Origin of the sequence: Haemophilus paracuniculus (assembly GCF_002015115.1) — a bacterium.
GTDB lineage: Bacteria > Pseudomonadota > Gammaproteobacteria > Enterobacterales > Pasteurellaceae > Haemophilus_E > Haemophilus_E paracuniculus.
Genome location: NZ_MUYA01000012.1, coordinates 23,788 through 43,429, shown reverse-complemented (window position 1 = coordinate 43,429; position 19,642 = coordinate 23,788). Strand labels below are relative to the sequence as shown.

18 protein-coding genes and 1 tRNA gene are annotated in these 19,642 nt (G+C 46.0%); 18 read left to right on the top strand and 1 reads right to left on the bottom strand.

The window, feature by feature from the left end:
• Window positions 1-20: 20 nt before the first annotated feature.
• The 3 genes from rarD (B0187_RS08415) to B0187_RS08405 all read left to right on the top strand — a co-directional run bounded on the left by rarD (B0187_RS08415) (window position 21) and on the right by B0187_RS08405 (window position 1,948).
• A complete protein-coding gene (gene rarD, locus B0187_RS08415) occupies window positions 21-914 on the top strand; it encodes an EamA family transporter RarD (protein WP_078237423.1) in 894 nt (297 codons plus the stop codon).
• Window positions 907-1,773, top strand: a complete 867-nt coding sequence (gene rarD, locus B0187_RS08410; protein ID WP_078237422.1) for an EamA family transporter RarD — start codon at window positions 907-909, stop codon at window positions 1,771-1,773. Before rarD (B0187_RS08415) ends, rarD (B0187_RS08410) begins: the two co-directional genes overlap by 8 nt.
• A 99-nt stretch (window positions 1,774-1,872) precedes the next feature.
• Window positions 1,873-1,948: transfer RNA gene (locus B0187_RS08405), tRNA-Ala, on the top strand.
• Between the two features lie 86 nt (window positions 1,949-2,034).
• On the opposite strand, the gene rph is transcribed toward B0187_RS08405, so the two are convergent.
• Window positions 2,035-2,751 carry a ribonuclease PH gene (rph, locus tag B0187_RS08400; RefSeq protein ID WP_078237421.1) on the bottom strand — a complete coding sequence of 239 codons (717 nt, stop codon included), beginning with the start codon at window positions 2,749-2,751 and terminating at the stop codon, window positions 2,035-2,037.
• Between the two features lie 89 nt (window positions 2,752-2,840).
• Between rph and B0187_RS08395 the strand changes: the two genes are divergently transcribed.
• The 15 genes from B0187_RS08395 to B0187_RS08325 all read left to right on the top strand — a co-directional run bounded on the left by B0187_RS08395 (window position 2,841) and on the right by B0187_RS08325 (window position 19,638).
• A complete protein-coding gene (locus B0187_RS08395) occupies window positions 2,841-3,704 on the top strand; it encodes a YicC/YloC family endoribonuclease (RefSeq protein WP_078237420.1) in 864 nt (287 codons plus the stop codon).
• A 51-nt stretch (window positions 3,705-3,755) separates the two neighbouring features.
• The gene (locus tag B0187_RS08390; protein ID WP_078237419.1) at window positions 3,756-4,079 is read left to right on the top strand and encodes a zinc ribbon domain-containing protein YjdM; all 324 of its coding nucleotides are present in this window, start codon (window positions 3,756-3,758) and stop codon (window positions 4,077-4,079) included.
• 137 nt (window positions 4,080-4,216) lie between these two features.
• Window positions 4,217-5,158 carry a 16S rRNA (cytosine(1402)-N(4))-methyltransferase RsmH gene (gene rsmH / locus B0187_RS08385; protein WP_078237418.1) on the top strand — a complete coding sequence of 314 codons (942 nt, stop codon included), beginning with the start codon at window positions 4,217-4,219 and terminating at the stop codon, window positions 5,156-5,158.
• Window positions 5,155-5,484, top strand: a complete 330-nt coding sequence (gene ftsL / locus B0187_RS08380; RefSeq protein WP_078237417.1) for a cell division protein FtsL — start codon at window positions 5,155-5,157, stop codon at window positions 5,482-5,484. The genes rsmH and ftsL overlap by 4 nt, the downstream gene beginning before the upstream one ends.
• Window positions 5,485-5,507: 23 nt before the next feature.
• Window positions 5,508-7,523, top strand: coding sequence for a penicillin-binding transpeptidase domain-containing protein (locus tag B0187_RS08375; RefSeq protein WP_211272720.1), 2,016 nt, complete (start codon window positions 5,508-5,510; stop codon window positions 7,521-7,523).
• A gap of 9 nt (window positions 7,524-7,532) precedes the next feature.
• The gene (gene murE, locus B0187_RS08370) at window positions 7,533-9,002 is read left to right on the top strand and encodes a UDP-N-acetylmuramoyl-L-alanyl-D-glutamate--2,6-diaminopimelate ligase (RefSeq protein WP_078237415.1); all 1,470 of its coding nucleotides are present in this window, start codon (window positions 7,533-7,535) and stop codon (window positions 9,000-9,002) included.
• Entirely contained in the window at window positions 9,002-9,508 is a 507-nt protein-coding gene (locus B0187_RS10265) for an opioid growth factor receptor-related protein (RefSeq protein ID WP_158078232.1), read from the top strand. The genes murE and B0187_RS10265 overlap by 1 nt, the downstream gene beginning before the upstream one ends.
• Window positions 9,509-9,526: 18 nt before the next feature.
• Window positions 9,527-10,906 (top strand): UDP-N-acetylmuramoyl-tripeptide--D-alanyl-D-alanine ligase, encoded by a 1,380-nt coding sequence (gene murF, locus B0187_RS08360; protein ID WP_078237414.1) that lies wholly within the window; start codon window positions 9,527-9,529, stop codon window positions 10,904-10,906.
• Between the two features lie 16 nt (window positions 10,907-10,922).
• Window positions 10,923-12,005, top strand: coding sequence for a phospho-N-acetylmuramoyl-pentapeptide-transferase (gene mraY / locus B0187_RS08355; protein WP_078237413.1), 1,083 nt, complete (start codon window positions 10,923-10,925; stop codon window positions 12,003-12,005).
• Between the two features lie 213 nt (window positions 12,006-12,218).
• Window positions 12,219-13,535 carry a UDP-N-acetylmuramoyl-L-alanine--D-glutamate ligase gene (gene murD, locus B0187_RS08350; RefSeq protein ID WP_078237412.1) on the top strand — a complete coding sequence of 439 codons (1,317 nt, stop codon included), beginning with the start codon at window positions 12,219-12,221 and terminating at the stop codon, window positions 13,533-13,535.
• The gene (locus tag B0187_RS08345; RefSeq protein WP_078237411.1) at window positions 13,535-14,707 is read left to right on the top strand and encodes an FtsW/RodA/SpoVE family cell cycle protein; all 1,173 of its coding nucleotides are present in this window, start codon (window positions 13,535-13,537) and stop codon (window positions 14,705-14,707) included. Before murD ends, B0187_RS08345 begins: the two co-directional genes overlap by 1 nt.
• A gap of 151 nt (window positions 14,708-14,858) precedes the next feature.
• A complete protein-coding gene (murG, locus tag B0187_RS08340) occupies window positions 14,859-15,914 on the top strand; it encodes an undecaprenyldiphospho-muramoylpentapeptide beta-N-acetylglucosaminyltransferase (protein WP_078237410.1) in 1,056 nt (351 codons plus the stop codon).
• 334 nt (window positions 15,915-16,248) lie between these two features.
• Window positions 16,249-17,676, top strand: coding sequence for a UDP-N-acetylmuramate--L-alanine ligase (murC, locus tag B0187_RS08335; RefSeq protein WP_078237409.1), 1,428 nt, complete (start codon window positions 16,249-16,251; stop codon window positions 17,674-17,676).
• Window positions 17,677-17,920: 244 nt separating this feature from the next.
• On the top strand, window positions 17,921-18,832 hold the full coding sequence (locus B0187_RS08330) for a D-alanine--D-alanine ligase (RefSeq protein ID WP_078237408.1): 912 nt from the start codon (window positions 17,921-17,923) through the stop codon (window positions 18,830-18,832).
• A complete protein-coding gene (locus tag B0187_RS08325; RefSeq protein WP_078237407.1) occupies window positions 18,832-19,638 on the top strand; it encodes a cell division protein FtsQ/DivIB in 807 nt (268 codons plus the stop codon). The genes B0187_RS08330 and B0187_RS08325 overlap by 1 nt, the downstream gene beginning before the upstream one ends.
• Window positions 19,639-19,642 lie beyond the last annotated feature (4 nt).

Sequence of the window (19,642 nt, the reverse complement as noted above, 5' to 3'; positions counted from 1 at the left end):
TTCATTTTCCTAAAATCCAAATGCTCAAAGGTATATTCTGCTCCCTGTTAGCCTCTCTCTTTTTCGGCGGTTTATATTACCTCGCCACCTTATTACGCCCTCTTTCTGGCGAAAGTTTGTTCGGGATCAGAATGGTGGTTACCCTGCCTTTTTTAGCCCTCGCCATTTTATTACTCAAACAACAAGCCCAATTTTGGCAATTTGTGCAGCGGCTGAAACGAGAGCCTTTTTTGATTCTCGTGCTATGTGTTACCTCAATGATTGTCGGCTCGCAAATGTGGCTATTTTTATACGCCCCCAACAGCGGACGGGCAATGGAAGTGTCTATCGGTTATTTGTTAATGCCGATTGCGATGGTCGCTTTTGGTAAATTTATTTATAAAGAACATTTGTCGATCAATAAATGGCTAGCAATTATTTTTGCGGGCATTGGGGTGTTGAGTAACATTATTTTACTTGGCAAACTCTCGTGGGAAAGTGTGTTTGTTTTTTCAGGTTATCCGATTTATTTCCACCTACGCCGAAAATATCAAATTAGCCATATTCATAGCTTTTTATTTGAAATTTTATTACTGATTCCTATCTCGCTCTATTTTATTAGCCAAACGGATATGAATTTTGTCGCAAATGAAAATCCAAACATCTATTATTTTATTGCGTTATTAGGCTTAATGAGTGGCATTGCGTTAATTTCTTACACCCTTGCTAGTAGCCTTGTTCCCTTTAATTTACTTGGTTTATTAGGCTATGTTGAACCGAGTTTTATGTTACTGATTTCCTTTTTAATCGGCGAAACCTTAAAAACGGAATCCTATATTTTAATGGGCTGTTTATCTATTGCGGTTGCTTTACTGATTTTTGACGGCATTTTAGTGTTAATCAAACAACAAAGATTGAGGAAGAAAAATGGTTAGAGGAATGATTTATGCGTTATTGGCAAATCTTTTATTTGGCGTAACCTATTATTTTTCGATTTTACTTCGCCCGTTATCGGGGGAAAGTATGTTTGCCCTACGCATTATCGTGTTAATCCCCGTTATCTTCTTTGCCGTTTTTCTATTTAAACAACAAACCCAATTTAAAGCCTTATTTCAAAAACTCGCTCAACAGCCTTTTTTAATTTTTGTTTTATTATTACTCGCCTTAAATACGGGGATTCAACTTTGGTTATTTTTATGGGCAGCCAATCACGGGCAAGGTATTCCCCTTTCGGTGGGATATTTATTATTACCCTTAATGGCGGTATTTTTTGGCAAAGTGGTTTTTAAAGAACATTTCAGCCGTTTAAAATGGCTTGCCCTCTTTTTTGCGGTAATCGGTGTTTTTTATAATATTTTCGCAGGCGGATCAATTTCGTGGGTAACTTTTGTGGCAGGAATCGGCTACCCCGCTTATTTTACCGCCAGACGCTATTTTAAAATTAACCATTTACCTACCTTTGTGGTAGAACTTATTTTAGTGCTACCTTTTGCCTTATATTATTTAACCCAAATTGATTTTAATGCCGTGCTTGCTGAAAATAATAATCTCTATATTTATCTCTGCTTACTCGGCTTAGTCAGCGGCTCTGCCTTTATTTTATTTATCAGTGCCAATAATTTATTACCAATGAACATTCTCGGTCTATTAGGCTATATCGAACCGCTTGTAATGTTATTGATTTCCCTATTTATCGGCGAGCAGTTAGACACCAAATCCTATTTGCTATTAGGCTGCTTGCTGATCTCAATTAGCCTGCTCACCCTCGACAATTTCCGCCCCAACAAGCGGTAAGATTTTTTGAAATTTTGCTGATTTGGTTAGAATAGCAACACTTAACACATTTTCTCTTGACAGTAAGGGTAACAAAAGATTATTATTTGCCTCGCATTTGGGGATATAGCTCAGTTGGGAGAGCGCTTGAATGGCATTCAAGAGGTCGTCGGTTCGATCCCGATTATCTCCACCAAATTCATAAGCCTTGAAAGTTTTCTTTCAGGGCTTTTTTATTTGCGGGTGAGTTTTTTCAAAAGCCACCCGCTTATTAGATGAGTATTAAATTACTAATGCTTGTTTTTGTGCCTGCACCAACTGCTCTACGCCCTGTTTTGCAAGGTCGAGTAGGGTTAATAGTTCATTGTGCGAGAAAGGTTCGCCCTCGGCGGTGCCTTGCACTTCGACTAAACGCCCGTCTTCCACCATTACCACGTTCATATCCGTTTCGGCGTTGGAATCTTCCACATATTCCAAATCGCACACCGCTTCGCCGTCCACGATTCCGACGGAAACCGCTGCCACCAAGCCTTTCATCGGGTTTTGTTTGAGCGTGCCGTTTTCGACTAATTTAGCGAGGGCATCGTGCAGGGCAACGCAAGAGCCTGTGATCGCCGCGGTGCGAGTGCCACCGTCTGCTTGGATCACATCGCAATCAAGGGTAATGGTGCGTTCGCCGAGGGCGTTTAAATCGACCACCGCACGCAATGAGCGGGCGATTAAACGCTGGATTTCCATTGTGCGTCCGCCCTGTTTGCCTTTCGCCGCTTCACGTTGGGTGCGGGTGTGGGTGGCACGCGGCAACATTCCATATTCGGCGGTGATCCAGCCTTGATTTTGCCCTTTCAAAAAGCGTGGTACGCTCTCTTCCACGGTGGCGTTGCAAAGCACTTTGGTGTCGCCAAATTCGATTAACACCGAGCCTTCGGCGTATTTGGTGTAGTTACGAGTAATTTTGATCGGGCGAATTTGGTTCGCCAAGCGGTTATTTGGACGCATATTTTTCCTTATTTCATTAAAAATTTTGCCCATTTTAGCAAATAAGCGATTACAATGTGCGGATTTTTAACGGCTTAACAGGAAGAACAATGATTTACAGTATGACCGCTTTTGCCCACCACGAAATCAAGCAACCGTGGGGCAACGCCGTGTGGGAAATCCGCTCGGTCAATCAACGTTTTTTAGAAACTTATTTCCGCTTGCCAGAGGCGTTTCGCAACCTTGAAATGACCCTGCGTGAGCGTTTGCGTAGCTCGCTGACCCGTGGCAAGGTGGAATGTAGCTTGCGAATTGAGTTGAATCAGCAACAAAATGGCGAACTTTCCCTTAATCAAGAGTATGCTAAACAGGTGATCAGCTCGCTCAAATGGCTGAAAGAGACCGCCAACGAGGGAGAAATTAACCTTGTGGATATTTTGCGTTTCCCTGGGGTGGTGGATAGCCAAAATCAAGATCTCGACCAAATCAGCCAAGATCTGCTAGCAGGGTTTGAGCAAATTCTCGCTGATTTTATTGCAATGCGTGGGCGTGAGGGGGCAAATTTACAGGCGTTGATTCAGCAACGTTTAGACGCAATTGCCAGCGAAGCAAGCAAGGTGCAAGCCCAGATGCCAAGTATTTTGCAATGGCAAAAAGACCGCTTGCAGCAGCGTTTTGATGAACTCAATTTACAGCTCGATCCGCAACGCCTTGAACAAGAAATGGTGTTGCTCGCTCAACGGGTCGATGTGGCGGAAGAGCTAGATCGCTTGCAACTGCACGTCAAGGAAACCACGTCGATCCTCAACAAAGGCGGGGCGGTGGGGCGTAAGCTCGATTTTATGATGCAAGAGCTAAACCGTGAGGCAAACACCCTCGCTTCAAAATCGATCAATGCGGACGTTACCAACTCGGCGGTGGAATTAAAAGTGCTGATCGAACAGATGCGTGAGCAAATCCAAAATCTTGAATAATCATTCATATTGATTATAATCCCTCAACTTTTCATTACATTAAGGAATAATATGAGTTACCCAAATTGCCCTAAATGCCAAAGCGAAAACACTTACCACGATTCGATTCAGTTCGTTTGCCCTGATTGTGCCTACGAATGGAACGGCGAAGAAGTGGCGGAAGCCGATGAAGATCAGCTTATCGTCAAAGATAGCAACGGCAATTTATTGGCAGACGGCGATGATGTGTTGCTAATCAAAGATTTGAAATTAAAAGGCTCGTCAGAAGTGTTGAAAAAAGGCACAAAATTCAAAGGGATTCGCCTTGTGAACGGCGATCACAATGTGGATTGCGGTAAATTATTACTAAAATCAGAATTTTTGAAGAAAGCCTAAAATTTTCAAGAAAGTCCCCGCTTGCAAGCGGGGATTTTTTTCGTAAATCACATTAAAGTTGCTTGTCGCATAAGGTTTTAACCGCTAAAATCCGCAGGTTATTTTTCACTAAATTTTTCGGATAGGTGCGGACAGCAATGAATGAATCAAGCCACAAACACATTACGGTGCTTTTGCACGAAGCCGTTGATGGATTGGCGATCAAGCCCAATGGCATCTATATTGACGGCACTTTCGGGCGTGGCGGACATTCTCGTTTAATCCTTTCCCAACTCGGAGAACAGGGGCGATTGATCGCCACCGATCGTGATCCCCGTGCGATTGCGGAAGCCGAAACCATTGATGATCCTCGTTTTCAAATCGTGCATAGTGCCTTTTCGGCGATCCCTGAAATTTGTCAAGATCTCGGCTTAATCGGCAAAATTGACGGCATTTTGCTCGATCTTGGCGTATCCTCGCCGCAACTTGACGAAGCGGAACGCGGGTTTAGCTTTATGCGTGATGGACCGCTCGATATGCGAATGGACACCACCAAAGGGTTGTCCGCAATGGAATGGCTCGCCCAAGTGAGCGTGGACGATTTGGCGTGGGTGCTGAAAACCTTTGGTGAGGAACGTTTTGCTAAACGCATCGCACAAGCGGTGGTTTCCTACAATAAATCGGCAAGCGAAAAAATCTCTCGCACCTTGCAGTTGGCAGAGATTATCGCCAACGCCGTGCCGTTTAAAGATAAGCACAAACACCCTGCCACTCGCTCGTTTCAAGCGATCCGCATTTTTATCAACAGCGAATTAGACGAATTAGAAAAAGCCCTCAATTCGGCGTTAAGCGTGCTTGCCCCAACAGGGCGGTTGTCGATCATCAGCTTCCATTCCCTTGAAGATCGAATGGTCAAACAGTTCATTAAAAAGCACAGTAAGGGCGAAAGTGTGCCGAAAGGCTTGCCGATTTTGGAAAGTGAATTGAACAAAAATATCCCCCTCAAAGCGATAGGCAAGGCGATTATGCCGAGCGAGCAAGAAATTGAAGCGAACCCTCGTTCCCGTAGTGCGGTGTTAAGATTGGCGGAAAAAAGATGATAGAACCAAAGCAAGAGCGTAGCTCGTTACTACAAATTATCTCGGACGATCTCTTCGGCAAAAAAAGCAATTTGCTGGCGATTTTTTTGATTGCGGCGATTATCGGTGTTTCGTTTTTTACCATTTGGGTAACGGCGGAATATCGTTCGCAAATTGTGCAATATCGGGTGGAAACCAAGCAACGAGTGAAATTAGAGAATGAACATCTTAATTTGTTAATGGAAGAAAACACCCAAAGCCAACGCACCCGTGTGGACGGCATTGCGACTAAATTAGGCTTGCAGCCAATCCGTAAAGAACAAGAGCTAATTTTAGAGAAGAAATAATGAAGTTGTTGAAAGAAATTTGGATGCTCATTTGGAAAAGCCTCACTGAGCGAGAAAATAAAATCCAAACCAAGATAAAAGAGGATTTGCCTACGTTACCGATTTTTTCCAAAGGTTTTGCGATTGTGATTGGCTTGTTGATGCTGCTTTCGGTGGCAGCGGTCGTGGGTAAAATCTTTTATGAACAGACGATCAGTGCCAACACCAACCAAAAAGAGATGAAAAAACGTCATCTCAAACAGAACGATTTACCCTATTCACGGGCTCAAATTGTGGATCGCAACGGGCGTATTTTGGCAACCAGTGTTCCTCTTTATTCGTTAGTTTTTTCCCCCCGTGATTATTTTGAATCACGCCTTTTGCGTAGCGAAAAACAGCTTACCAACCTCGCCAAAGATGTTGAGGGCAAAACGAAAACGATCCAAAACAATATTCGTGCCTTTTTGAAAGAGAATTATACGAAAATTGATCCTCGAGCCTTGATGAACATTAACGCCAACGATTTCTGGCTAACCTTAGCACAGGCAACCCAAATTGATTACGATGTGTTAATCAAAAAAGTGCGGAATAATCCTAATTCCCTCTTTTTAGAGCAAGAGAAAAAAGATTTGGAAGCCGAAAAAGAGAAGTGGAAAGAAGTCGCCAACGTGGCGAATGTTTCCTATTCGGATCTAATGGCGAAAATTTACCAAAACTATCAAAGCCGCTATCAGTATGTAGTGCGTCAGGTGCAAGAAAGTGATGCCAATTACCTAGCCGATGGGCTTGATATTGCCACAATGTCTTCCGTTAAAGAGCCAAAACGCTATTACCCTCTGGGTGAAGCAATTGCCCCTTTATTGGGCTTAACCCAAGAAAAAGAAGTGAAAGGTATTCGAGGAACGCATCGAACCTTACAGGGCAGCGAGGGGTTAGAATTGAGTTTCAATTCCTTGCTGATCGGCAGAAACGGGCAAGAAAGCCTACTTGCTAACCGCAAAAATCGCATTACGGAATCCTTTGATTATCAAGCCCCGTACAATCCAATGGATGTGGTATTGAGCATTGATGAAGATTTGCAAGCCATTGCTTACCACTATGTCAAAAAAGCGGTTGCCGAGCATAAAGCTATTTTTGGTACGGCGGTGTTAGTGGATATTAACACGGGCGAAATTTTAGCAATGGCGAGTGCGCCCTCTTACAATCCAAATAACCGTGAAACCTATAAAAACGAACTAGCTCGAAACCGTGCGATCACCGACACTTTCGAACCAGGTTCAACGGTCAAACCTTTGGTGGTGCTAACCGCCTTAGAGAAAAAGGCAACTTACCTTGATGAAATCATCAATACAGGTCCATTGATTTTGAATGATTTTGCCGTTAGAGACGTTTCGCCTCAATCTAGCCTTTCCTTAACGGGCATTTTGCAGAAATCAAGTAACCGTGGGGTGAGTCGTTTGGCGTTGCGAATGCCACCCAATGCATTGGTGGATACTTACAAAGCGGTCGGTTTCGGACAAGATACCAACCTAGGTTTAGGCGAACAAAAAGGCGTATTGGGCGACCGCAAACGTTGGGCGGATGTTGAACGAGCCACCTACGCTTACGGCTACGGCTTAACTGTTACCCCCGTACAACTCGCCAAAGCCTACGCCACCTTGGGCAGTTTTGGCTTGGCAAAACCTCTTTCGATTATCAAAGTTTCCCCGCCAGTCGATAGCAAGCGGGTACTTCCTGAAAAAATTACCCGTGAGGTGGTAAAAATGATGGAAGCGGTAGCTGCAAAAGGCGAGGGCGGTCAGCGAGCGGCGGTGGACGGCTACCGTGTGGCAATCAAAACGGGTACAGCTCGTAAAATTGAGGGGGGAAAATATGTGGATAAATACCTCGCCTACACCGCAGGCATTGCCCCAGCGAGCGATCCTCGCTTTGCGTTGGTGGTGCTGATTGACGAACCGAAAGCAGGGGCTTACTACGGTGGTGCGGTTTCCGCCCCGCTCTTTTCGAGCATAATGGGCGAAACCTTACGCATTAAAAATATCAAACCAGATAATCTATAAGGAAACCAAATGAAACGCTTGCACGCTTTTTTTCCGCAATTAGTGGCGGATAATCGTTCCCTCAATCAAATGACCCTCGACAGCCGTCAAGTGCAGTCGGGGGATCTGTTTGTCGCCTTGAAAGGGCATCAAGTGGACGGTCGTACTTTTATTTCAAAAGCGATTGAGCAAGGGGCGAGCCTGATTTTAGCCGAGGCGGATGAAGGGCAACAAGCGGTCAGTTTCCTCGAAATTTCGCCAAATCCTACCGCTTGCACTGTGCTTTCTGTGCCGAATTTGCCGAAAATTTTGTCGGAAATTGCAGGGGCGTTTTACGACAAACCGAGCGAAAAATTAGTCCTCGCAGGCATTACAGGCACGAACGGCAAAACCACCACCGCCCAACTCTTGGCACAATGGCGAAATCTGCTGGGCGGAAAATCAGCGGTAATGGGAACGATTGGCAACGGGCTTTATGGGCAGGTGCAAGAGGCGGTAAACACCACGGGATCGGCGATTGAAATTCAACGCAACCTCGCCAGCTTTGTGGCACAAGGGGCGGATTTTTGTGCGATGGAAGTCTCCTCGCACGGTTTGGCTCAATTTCGTGCCGAAGCCCTCGCCTTTGATTTAGCGATGTTCAGCAATCTCAGCCGTGATCACCTCGATTATCACAACACAATGGCAGAATACGCTGCCGCCAAATTCCGCCTATTCAGCGAATTAAACACCAAAGCGAAAGTGATCAACGCCGATGATGAAATCGGGCGTGAATGGCTGGCGAAACTGCCCGAGGCGATAGCGGTCAGTTGCGACCCAAATTTTGCCACTTCGCATCAATTCGTCAAAGCGACTTCGGTCAAATTTACCCTACAAGGGGCGAGCATTGCGTTTGAAAGCAGTTGGGGCAAGGGCGAATTGAACAGCAAATTGATCGGGGCGTTTAACGTCAGCAATTTATTGACTGCCTTTGCAGGCTTGCTCGCCCTCGGTTTTGACCTGCAAAAATTAGTCGAAACCGCGCCGCTTCTCAACGGCGTTTGCGGACGAATGGAATGTTTAACGGGCGACAACAAACCAATGGTGATCGTGGATTATGCCCACACCCCAGACGCCCTCGAAAAAGCCCTCGCCGCCGCTCGCCTACATTGTGAGGGCGAATTATGGTGCATTTTCGGCTGTGGTGGCGACCGCGATTCGGGCAAACGCCCGTTAATGGCGAAAGTGGCGGAACAATTCGCCGACAAAGTGATCGCCACGGACGACAACCCTCGCACCGAAGACAACCAAAAAATTATGGCGGATATTTTGGCAGGTTTCGCCGATCCGCAAGCAGTGCAAGTGATCCACAACCGCGAACAAGCGATCCAAACTGCGATCCAAACCGCCACCGCCAAAGATGTGGTGTTGATCGCTGGCAAAGGTCACGAAGATTACCAAATCATCGGCAAGGAAAAATTCCATTTTTCCGATCAGGAAACGGCGAAGAGATATTTATAGTGCAGAGCATTGTTGAATTTTTAGAGGGAAAAGCCAAGGATGCTTATGGGCGTTATCTTACGGATATTTGGCAACTTGAATCAAATTGGCGTAATTTAGAGCTTGCTCATAATTATATTCAATGGATTTTCCCTTTAAATGAACCGTCTAACGAGCCTTTTATAAAACAGCCTATTTTAACTGAGCAAGATTGTGAAAAAATTCAGCAAAGTGAATTAGCCCAGCAGAATTTATTACGCTCTTTTGAAATGATGTTGAATTTTTGGGGATTAACATTTGAAAATGGGCAAATCTTTCCAAAAGAGGATTTGAATAGTCGAACTCATTTTTGGTTAAGATCTTATAATCATAATCAATTAAGAATCACCAGAGTGATTAAATGTTTATCCTTATTGGGTCAAAAAGATCTGGCGAAATTATTTCAACAAGCGGTGATTTCAATCGGCAGAGAAAAAGGCAAAATTGAAGAAAAAAGATTTATTGATTGGCAACAAGCGATTAAATAAAAATAAAAAAGGACTGAAATGATTAAATTAACAACAACTCAACTCGCTGAAATTTTAAATGGGAAATTGATTGGCGGGGACGTGAGTGTCGAAAATGTGAGTACCGACACCCGACAAGCGGTGCGTTCGGGGCTATTTTTTGCGTTGAAAGGCGAGAAGTTTGACGCGCACGATTATTTGGAAAACGCGGTGCAACAGGGTTGTGTCGCGGTGGTGGTTGAGCGTGAAATGGCAGTCAGCGTGCCTCAAATTGTGGTGGCGGACACTCGCCTTGCGTTGGGGCAGTTGGCGAAATGGTTAAAAGCCAAACTCAACCCGAAAACGGTGGCGATGACGGGCTCATCGGGTAAAACCACTGTGAAAGAGATGACCGCCAAAATTTTGCAGAATCTGACCGCTTGTGTGGACGAGGTTTTATATACCTTCGGCAATTTGAACAACGATTTTGGCGTGCCGATGACCCTACTTCGCCTCACGGAACAGCACAAATTTGCAGTGGTGGAATTGGGGGCGAACCATATTGGCGAAATCGCTTACACCACGGCAATGGCTCAACCTGATGCTTGTTTAGTGAACAATGTCGCCGCCGCTCACTTAGAGGGCTTTGGCTCGTTGGCGGGTGTGGCACAGGCGAAAGGCGAGATTTATCAAGGCTTGAAAGCGGACGGCGTGGCGATTGTCAATTTGGATCATTACTATCCAGAGTGGCAGAGTGCGATAGGAAAGCGTACAATGCACACCTTTGCGGTGGAAAATCCGCAGGCGGATTATTGGGCGGAAAATGTCGTCTTAACCTTAACGGGTTCGCGTTTTATGCTACATTCGCCGCAGGGCAACATTGAGATCAATTTGCCCTATTTGGGGCAACATAACGTGAGTAACGCGTTAGCGGCAACGGCGTTGGCGATGTCGGTCGGGGCGGATTTAAATGCCGTAAAAGCAGGGTTGGAACAGCGTTCGGCGGTGAAAGGTCGGCTCTATCCCGTTGAGATTAACGAGCATTGTTTACTGATTGACGACACCTATAACGCCAATGTGGATTCAATGAAATCGGCGATTTCCGTGCTACAAAATTACCCTGCGTTCCGTATTTTTGCGGTGGGCGATATGGCAGAATTGGGGGCGGAAAGTGCGAGTTGCCACCAAGAAGTGGCGGATTTCGCTCAACAAGCCCAGTTGGATTTAATCGTCAGTTTCGGTAAAGAGAGTGCAGTGATTAGCCAAAATGCGGCTCATCATTTTGACGATAAACAGGCAATGCACGATTTCTTATTACCGATTATTTCGCAAAAAATCGAGCAAAAACAACCGCTTGTGTTGCTTGCCAAAGGCTCGCGTAGCCAAAAAATGGAAACGCTGATTTCCGATTTATGTACATCTTTTAACCTTTCATTTTAATTTTAAGGAAGATCAAATGTTAGTGTGGCTTGCTGAATATCTTGTTCAATATCACACCGTGTTTAACGTGGTATCTTATATTACTTTCCGTTCCATTATGGCGTTGTTGACCGCAATGGCGATTGGGCTTTGGATTGGGCCAACGGTAATTCGCCGTTTGCAAATTCTCAAATTTGGGCAAGAAGTGCGAAATGACGGCCCTGAAAGCCACTTCAAAAAACGTGGCACGCCAACAATGGGCGGTGTAATGATCCTGTTTGGGATCGGGGTGAGTACGCTACTTTGGGCAAATCTCGGCAACCCTTATGTTTGGATCACCTTGTTTATTCTGTTCGGCTACGGCGTGATCGGTTTTGTCGATGATTATTGGAAAATCGCTCGCAAAAACACGGACGGCTTAATCGCCCGTTGGAAGTATTTTTGGCTTTCGGTGGTTGCCTTAGTGGCGGCGTTTATTATGTATAGCATCGGCAAAGACACTTCCGCCACTCAGTTGGTTGTGCCATTCTTTAAAGACATAATGCCCCAACTTGGTTTGTTCTACATTGTGTTGAGCTATTTTGTGATTGTGGGAACGAGTAACGCAGTAAACCTCACGGACGGCTTAGACGGCTTGGCAATCGTGCCAATCATTATGGTGGCTTCGGCATTCGCCTTAATCGCGTGGGCGACAGGTAACGTGAATTTTGCCGAATACCTCAACATTCCTTATGTGAAATACGCCGGCGAATTAGTGATTGTCTGTACCGCTATTGTCGGGGCAGGTTTAGGTTTCCTATGGTATAACACCTACCCAGCCCAAGTGTTTATGGGCGATGTCGGCTCACTCTCATTGGGCGGTGCGTTAGGCGTGATCGCCGTATTGGTTCGCCAAGAGTTCTTACTCGTGATTATGGGCGGCGTGTTTGTGGTGGAAGCTCTTTCGGTGATTTTGCAAGTGGGTTCATACAAACTTCGCAAAAAACGCATCTTCCGAATGGCACCGATCCACCACCACTTTGAACTCCTCGGCTGGCCAGAACCTCGTGTTATCGTCCGCTTCTGGATTATTACCCTAATCCTTGTGTTAGTTGGGTTGGTAACCTTGAAACTTCGCTAATTCATTTCCCTCTCCCTGAAATTGACTTCTGAACGAAGTCAATTTCTTTCCCTCTCCCACTAGTGGGAGAGGGTTGAATTTACATAAGAATAAAAACTCTCTCCCATTTATGGGAGAGAGACAGCTTGAAATAGAGTAAGGCTATTTCAAGCAGAGAGAGGGAATACAAGCGGTCAGATTTCCCAAAAATTTACCTATCAAAGAGAATCAATTATGCAAAATCCATATCAAGGAAAAACAGTAACCATTATCGGCTTGGGTAAAACAGGCTTATCTTGTGTCGAATTTTTTGCCGATAAAGGGGCGAAAATTCAGGTGATTGATACCCGTGAGAAACCTGCGGGGGCGGATCAGTTGCCGAGTGATGTGCCGTTGCATACGGGCGGTTTGAACCTTGATTGGTTGCTTGGTTCGGATTTGATCGTGATTAGCCCTGGGCTGGCGTTGGCAACTCCTGAAATTCAGAAAGCGATCCAAGCTGGCGTGGAAGTGGTGGGCGATATTGAACTATTTTGCCGTGAGGCAAAAGCCCCGATCATTGCGATTACAGGCTCAAACGGAAAAAGCACCGTAACCACCCTAACCACCGAAATGGCGAAACAGGCAGGGATCAAAGTGGGAATGGGCGGCAATATCGGCGTGCCTGCGTTGAGTTTGCTCAATGAAGATTATGAATTGTATGTACTGGAATTATCGAGTTTCCAGCTTGAAACCACCTATTCCCTCAAAGCAAAATCGGCAACGGTGTTGAATATCAGTGAAGATCATATGGATCGCTACGAGTCGATTGCCGATTATCGTTTGGCAAAATTGAAGATCTACGATAATGCGGAACATATCATCGTCAATGGCGAAGATCCACAAACTTACCCTGAACAAGCGGGTCGATCCTTAATTCGTTTCGCTGAGCAAAATGCGGAATATAGCTTGAAAAATGGTCAGCTTTACGCAGGGGATACGGCGATTATCAGCACCAAACAGATGAAAATTAGCGGTCGCCATAACGAAATGAACGCCCTTGCCTCAATGGCGTTGGCGGAAGCAGCGGGCGTACCGCGTGAGGGGATTGTGAAAGCCTTGCAGAGTTATGGTGGCTTAGATCACCGTTTCCAACTTGTGCCAACCACGGACGGCGTGCGTTGGATCAATGATTCCAAAGCGACCAACGTGGGTAGCACGGTGGCGGCGTTAAACGGCTTACAAGTGGCTGGCAAGCTCTATTTGCTACTCGGTGGCGACGGCAAAGAGGCAGATTTTTCCGAATTAAAACCGCTTGTTAGTCAACCCCATATCATCTGCTATTGCTTCGGACAAGACGGGGCAAAATTGGCGGAATTAACCAGCCAAAGCGTTCTAGTCGAAACAATGGCGGAAGCGGTAGCACAAATCCGCCCTCAACTCAAACAGGGCGATATGGTGTTGCTCTCGCCAGCCTGTGCCAGCCTCGACCAATTCCCAAATTTTGAGGTGCGAGGTAAACAGTTCGCCGAGTTAGCCCAAGGGAAATTAACGCAGGGGAATGCGGCGTAATGTGGGAAAATATTAAGCAAAAATGGGCGGTTTGGACGGAAATCACGCCCCCAAATGCCCTTTATGATCGCACCTTACTTTGGGGCTATTTTCTGCTATTGACGGTGGGGATCATCGCCGTAACCTCTGCTTCGGTGGACATCACCAAAGCCAGTGAATTAGGTTTGATCAGCAAACAAGCAATTTTTGCATTTATTTCCATTTCGGTGGTGATGTTATCTAGCCAAATTCCGATCTGGATTATGGAAAATAAAAAAACGGTCTTTTTGGTGTTATTTGGCACGTTAATTTTGCTTTTTCTCACGGTGATGATCGGTAAAAAAGTGAATGGGGCAATACGTTGGATTCAGCTCGGGCCGATCAATTTCCAAGCCTCAGAATTTGCCAAATTAGCGATTATTAGCTATTTAGCGAGTTATTGCTCTCGCCAATATGAGCGGATTCATCTCAGCCCGATTAGTGCATTAGTGCCAACCGTGGTTATTGTTGCTTTTCTTGTTGCATTCAATTTCCAGTCTGATACGGGCAGTATTGTGATTTCCTGTGCCTTAACGATGGCAATGTTTCTGTTAGCAGGAATGAGAAAAATACAATTTGTCGCACTTTCACCTGTTGCCATTATTGGGGGAATAGCTTACCTCAGTGGGGCGGATTATCGTCTTGGGCGTTTGGTTGGCTTTTTAGATCCCTTTGGCACTTATGAGCAACAAGGCTTACAGCAATCGGAATCCCTGTTTGCCCTTTCTTCTGGTGGCATTAACGGTGTGGGATTGGGGAATTCGATTGGTAAATTAGGCAATTTACCCGAACAGCACACGGATTTCATTATGGCAATTATCGGCGAGGAATTTGGTTTTCTCGGCTTGCTCGTGATCGTTTTCCTTGTGTTATTGATTTCATTCCGCATTTTTAAAATTGCCTATGAATCATTCCAACTGACGGAACGTTACAAAGGCTATTTGGCGGTGGGGATTGGCTTATGGTTCTTCGGGCAATCTTTCGGGAATTTAGGGGTGGTGTCTTCTGCCTTGCCCGCCAAAGGTTTGACCTTCCCTTTCGTCAGTTATGGTGGATCGAGCCTGATTGCGATCTCAATCGCCCTTGGCTTCGTATTGCGGATCGATTACGAAAATCGGCTCGCCAGAATTGGTTCAGCCAAACGTAAAGCCTAATAACAAGCGGTAGGATTTTGTTAAATTTCACAAAATCCTACCGCTTTTATTTTGAAATAAATTCCGCAATTGATTGAGAAATATTGTAGAATAGCCGAATTTTAATAATTTCCGTTAATTGCATAAATTACATTCAAATAAAGAGTAAAAAATGGCAAAAAAATTATTAGTAATGGCAGGTGGCACGGGCGGACACGTTTTCCCTGCCATCGCTGTGGCGAGAGAATTGCAAAAACAAGGCTGGGAAATTCGCTGGCTGGGGACGCAAGATCGAATGGAAGCCACCCTTGTGCCGAAACACGGCATTGCGATTGATTTCATTCAAATTTCAGGTTTAAAAGGCAAAGGGATCGGGGCGTTGCTCAAAGCCCCTTTTGCGATCCTGCGTGCGGTAATGCAAGCTCGTAAAATCATCAAAAATTATCAGCCTGATGCTGTGTTGGGAATGGGCGGTTATGTGTCTGGGCCGGGCGGCATTGCGGCGAAACTGTGTGGCGTACCCGTGATTTTGCACGAGCAAAATGCGGTGGCAGGAATGACCAACGTTTGGCTTGCCAAAATCGCTCGCCGTGTGTTGCAAGCCTTTCCAACGGCGTTTCCGAATGCGGAAGTGGTCGGCAACCCTGTGCGTGAAGATCTTGCCAATTTGCCTGAACCACAACAGCGTTTTGCCGAGCGTGGCTACCCGATCAACATTTTGGTAATGGGCGGTAGCCAAGGGGCGAAAGTGATTAACGACACCGTGCCGCAACTGGCGAAAATGCTGGGTAATCAAGTCTTTATCAGCCACCAAGTCGGCAAAGGTAATTTGGCTGGGGTGGAAGAAATTTACCAAAGCACCCAAAACGGTGTGGCTTCGGAATTTATTGACGATATGCGAGCCGCCTACGAATGGGCGGATTTAGTGATTTGCCGTTCGGGGGCTTTGACCGTGTGCGAAATCGCCGCCGCAGGTTTGCCAGCGATTTTCGTGCCATATCAACACAAGGATCGCCAACAATTTTTGAATGCTAATTATCTAGCCCAAGAGGGGGCGGCGATCATTATCGAACAGAGCGATTTTACCCCTGAGAATTTATTCAAAGCGATTGAGTCGTTGATTGCGGATCGCCAAAAATTAACGGAAATGGCAATCAAAGCCCGTGCCAAAGCCACCCCAACCGCCGCCCAACGTGTCGCGGAAGTGATTGTGGCTGAGGCGAACTAATACAAGCGGTGGGATTTTTAAAAATTTCATAATAAGGGCGGATATAAAATCCGCCCCTACGAACGATTATTTGTTCGGACATTTTCCCATCATTTTGCGTTGAGCGGTTTCGTCAATTTCAAGAACGATTTGTACTGTTTGAGCCTACGAAGTAGGCGAGTTTACAAATCGTTCGTAGAAATTAGAAACAAGCGAAATAAAGCAAAATGTTTGGGTGTGCTTTCTTTGGTTACTTTCTTTGCACAAGCAAAGAAAGTAACAATAAAAAGTTTTGCGGATTTTTCCAAAAATCCCACCGCTTCCAAATCAAAAAATATCATCACAAGGACAAAAAATGAAAAATTTCCAAGATAAAGTGAAGAAAATCATTCCTGAAATGCGTCGTGTGAGCCAGATCCATTTTATTGGGATCGGCGGGGCTGGAATGAGTGGGATCGCCGAGGTGTTGCTGAATGAGGGCTACCAAATTTCGGGATCGGACATCGCCGAGAGTGCGGTAACCCAACGCCTTGCTAAGGCTGGGGCGAAAATTTTCTTCGGGCATCAAGCGGAAAATATTGAAGGGGCGAGTGTAGTGGTTGCGTCCAGTGCGATTGATGAGCAAAACCCCGAGGTGGCAGCGGCGAAAGAGAACCGTATCCCCGTGATTCAACGTGCCGAAATGTTGGCGGAAATTATGCGATTCCGCCACGGCATTGCGATTGCAGGCACGCACGGCAAAACGACCACCACCGCAATGATTTCAATGATTTATACCGAAGCCAAACTCGATCCGACCTTTGTGAACGGCGGTTTGGTGAAATCGGCGGGCAAAAACGCCCACTTAGGGGCGAGCCGTTATTTGATCGCCGAGGCGGACGAGAGCGATGCTTCGTTCCTGCATTTGCAGCCAATGGTATCAGTGGTAACCAATATCGAGCCTGACCATATGGACACCTACGGCGGCGATTTCGAGAAAATGAAAGAGACCTACGTCAATTTCTTGCGTAACTTGCCGTTCTACGGTTTGGCGGTGATGTGTGCCGATGATGCGACCGTAATGGAAATTGCCCCGAAAGTGGGGCGCCAAGTGATTACTTATGGTTTCAGCGAAACGGCGGATTATCGCATTGAAGATTATCAGCAAACGGGTTTCCAAGGGCATTACACCGTGATTTGTCCGAATGGCGAGCGAATTGAGGTATTGCTCAACGTACCTGGGAAACATAACGCCCTCAACGCCACGGCAGCCCTTGCGGTGGCGAAAGAAGAAGGGATCGGCAATGAAGCGATTTTAGCCGCCCTCGCCGATTTCCAAGGGGCTGGTCGCCGTTTCGACCAGCTTGGTTCATTTATCCGCCCGAATGGAAAAGTGTTGTTGGTGGACGACTACGGACATCACCCAACGGAAGTCGATGTAACCATTAAAGCGGCTCGCCAAGGCTGGGAAGATAAGCGGATCGTGATGATTTTCCAACCGCACCGCTATTCTCGCACCCGTGATCTGTTTGATGATTTCGTGCAGGTGCTGTCGCAGGTTGATGCCTTGATTATGCTTGATGTCTATGCCGCAGGCGAAGCCCCAATCGTGGGGGCAGACAGCAAATCCCTCTGCCGCTCGATCCGCAATCTCGGCAAAGTCGATCCGATTTTGGTGTCCGACACCAACCAGCTCGGAGAAGTGTTGGATCAAATTATCCAAGACGGTGATCTGATTTTAGCCCAAGGGGCGGGTAGCGTGAGCCGACTTTCGCGTGGATTAGCGGAAAGTTGGTCTCAATAAATAATCGTAGGGACGCCAAGCTGGCGTCCTGCAAGGTGTAGGATTTCGCAAAATTTTCACTCAATCTTACCGCTTGTAAACCCTCTCTCTGCCACAATTTGCTGAACGCAATTTGTGGCTGTCTCTCTCCCGTAAACGGGCGAGAGTGAAAACCCTCTCCCACTGGTGGGAGAGGGGGGAGAAAATCCATAGGATTTTCGGAGGGAGAGGGCAGATGTTAAATATTCAAAAGTAAGGAATAAAAATGAGCTTAAAAAATGAAAAAATCGCGGTGCTATTTGGTGGCGTGTCGGCGGAGCGTGAGGTGTCGTTAAATTCTGGGGCGGCGGTAACGGAAGCGTTGCAGAGTTTGGGCTATAACGTAGAGGGTATTGATACCAAAACTTTCCCGATTGAAAAATTGAAAGAGAAAGGCATTCAGCGTGTGTTCAATATCTTGCACGGTGGCATCGGCGAGAACGGCGTGCTGCAAGGGGCGTTGGAACAAATGGGGATTCCTTACACGGGTTGTGGGGTAATGGCTTCGGCGATTACGCTCGATAAATTCCGCACCAAATTACTCTGGAAAGCGGTGGGCTTGCCAACCGCGGAAATGGTGGTGGTTCAGCGTGGACAAGCGGTCGATTCCGCCCAAATTATTGCCAAATTAGGCTTGCCCGTGTTTGTGAAACCGTCTAGTGAGGGGTCAAGCGTGGGCGTAACCAAAGTGAAAAGCGAAGAGCAACTTTTGCCGGCGATTGAAGAAGCCTTGAAGTTTGATAGCATTGTGTTGGTGGAAGAGTTTTTGGCAGGGGCGGAATATTCTGTGCCTGTGTTAGACGGCGAAGTGTTGCCAGCGGTGCAAGTGATTCCAGACGGCGAATTTTACGATTATCACGCCAAATATGTGTCGGATAACACCCAATACGTTTGCCCTGCCTTGAACGATGAGCGTCAAGCGGAAGTGGCGAAACTGGTGAAACAGGCGTACGATGTGGTCGGTTGCCGTGGTTGGAGCCGTATTGATGTAATGGAAAATGCCAAAGGCGAATTTAACTTGGTGGAAGTGAACACCTGCCCTGGAATGACTAGCCACAGCATTTTCCCAAAATCGGCGGCAACCAAAGGTATTAGCTTCCCACAATTAGTGGAAAAAGTGTTGGAGTTGAGTGCGTAATGTTTGGATTTTTACGTCCAAAGGTTTCTGCCAAAGTCAAAAAGCCAAAAGGGGTGCGAGATGAAGCTTATGAAGCGATCACAAACTTCATCAGCCCCTCTCGTAAAACGGTCGTCAAATTTTTGGCGATTGTGATCAGTGGGTTGTTGCTGTCGGGGCTTTATTATAATTGGCAAACGATTGCGGAAAAGTTGGATAGCGGTGCGATTCGCTCTTACGCTTTAACCAATAAACCTCGCTTTACCACCAATGCGGATTTGCGTGAGGCACTTTCCGCCGAACCAGCATTGAAAGGTTATTTTTCTCAAAATATCAAAGAGATTGAGGATAAATTATTGGCAATGCCGTGGGTGAAAAATGTGGTGGTGCGGAAGATCTGGCCTGATCGGTTGAGCATTTCGTTATCGGAACATTATCCCGTGGCGATTTGGAATAAAGATAAGTTTTTATCGGCTCAGGGTGATGTGTTTAGTTTGCCAGCGGGGCGATTTAACGCTTTCAAATTGCCGATTATGTTTGGTCCTGATGAAAAAAGTAAAGATGCCCTTGCTGCTTGGGAAAAAATTGGAACTGAATTAAAAAATCGCGGTCTAGAACTCGTGGCTTTAACTATTGATGAACGAGATTCTTGGCAAATTACCTTGGCGAATGATATTAAATTACGATTAGGCAAGGGAAATTGGGTGGATAAAATAGATCGCTTTATGCTCGTTTATCCCGCAATAGAGATTCCGCAAGGACAGCGGTTAGATTATGTCGATTTACGTTATAAGCACGGTGTAGCGGTAGGTTTTCGGTCAGAGTAACATT